Source organism: Bacillus sp. GMs2/2, assembly GCF_050172095.1.
GTDB classification, from domain to species: Bacteria; Bacillota; Bacilli; order Bacillales; family Bacillaceae_G; genus Bacillus_A; species Bacillus_A cereus.
In genome coordinates this window covers 1-1,296 of record NZ_JBNLYE010000688.1, presented here as the reverse complement: position 1 = coordinate 1,296, position 1,296 = coordinate 1, and the positions used below count along the sequence as shown (strand labels likewise).

The following is a 1,296-nucleotide window of genomic DNA, read 5'->3' as shown; positions in this document are numbered from 1 at the left end:
TGAGAAGGAATTCTATCTTTCTTATTGAAGTTTGTTCTAGTTATTTTTACATCGATCACATTTGTGTAATGGGAATTTTATGAAATATAAACAAGCCAGAGAATAGGGAGTATTTACATGGAAAATAGTATACGCTACACAAGTGAACATCCTACAGATTTTAATGGATTATTATCCTTATACGAATCTTTAGAATGGAATTCTCTTAAATTAACTGTTAACGAGTTAGAACGAATGTGTAAGCAAAGTTGGTATGCAATTTATGTTTTTGATGATAAGAGGTTAGTAGGGATGGGGCGTGTCATATCAGATGGAGTCATAACAGGCATTATTTGTGGAGTTGGTGTATTGCCAAAATATCAGTCTAGTGGCATCGGAAAAGAAATAGTGGAACGATTAATCCAGCACTGTGAACAAAACAAGGTTATTCCACAACTTATGTGTGTAGAAAAATTGCAATCTTACTATGAATCTATAGGGTTTGAAGCATTCTCTATTGGGATGACAAAACATATTATAAGATAGAGGTGCTTTATCCTGCTATTTGTCGGGTAGTAAAACCCCACGGATTAAAGTTTCACTTTATATTTTCAGTTTACTTGTACATATTTTCAAACTTCAACATAAAGGAGAATGGCTGTATGGAGATTGCTAAAGGAGTAGAAATGTTACAACTTGAATTTCAAGAATTTGTTATTCATCCAATTCTTTTATGGGATGATGAAATGGCAGTATTAATAGATACGGGTTTCCCAGGACAAATTGAAGATATACAAGTAGAGATGGAAAAGGTTGGGGTATCATTTGATAAGTTAAAAGTCGTGATTTTGACGCATCAGGATATTGATCATATAGGTAGTCTGCCAGAATTGTTGCAGCGCTGTCGAAGTAATATTAAAGTTTATGCGCACGAATTAGATAAGCCATATATCGAGGGGGATTTACCTTTATTGAAGGACGGAAATGTAGAGAACCGCCCAAAAGGAAAAGTGAGTGATACTGTGATTGACGGGCAAGAACTTCCGTATTGCGGTGGAATACTAATTCTTCATACTCCAGGGCATACTCCGGGTCATATTAGTTTATATTTGAAACAAAGCAAAATTCTTATTGCAGGAGACTCTATGTATAGTGTGAATGGGATGTTAGGAGGAATTCACGCCCAAACAACTATAAATATTAAGGAAGCAAAGCAGTCTTTGAAGAAGTATTTAAATTTACATATTGAATCTGTAGTTTGTTACCATGGGGGATTAAGTAAGGAGAATATAAATGTTCAACTTCAAAATTTGTAAA

2 protein-coding genes are annotated in these 1,296 nt (G+C 34.4%); both read left to right on the top strand.

The genetic code is table 11. The annotated features are described in order from the left end of the window. Positions 1-117 precede the first annotated feature (117 nt). Positions 118-525, top strand: a complete 408-nt coding sequence (locus ACQGS6_RS28705; protein WP_000431733.1) for a GNAT family N-acetyltransferase — start codon at positions 118-120, stop codon at positions 523-525. A 116-nt stretch (positions 526-641) separates the two neighbouring features. After that, entirely contained in the window at positions 642-1,295 is a 654-nt protein-coding gene (locus ACQGS6_RS28700) for an MBL fold metallo-hydrolase (protein WP_061139310.1), read from the top strand. The last annotated feature ends 1 nt before the right edge of the window (position 1,296 follow it).

Coding starts and splice junctions, on each gene's coding strand:
- ACQGS6_RS28705 (WP_000431733.1), top strand. CDS start 118: ATGGAAAATAGTATACGCTACACAAGTGAACATCCTACAGATTTTAAT.
- ACQGS6_RS28700 (WP_061139310.1), top strand. CDS start 642: ATGGAGATTGCTAAAGGAGTAGAAATGTTACAACTTGAATTTCAAGAA.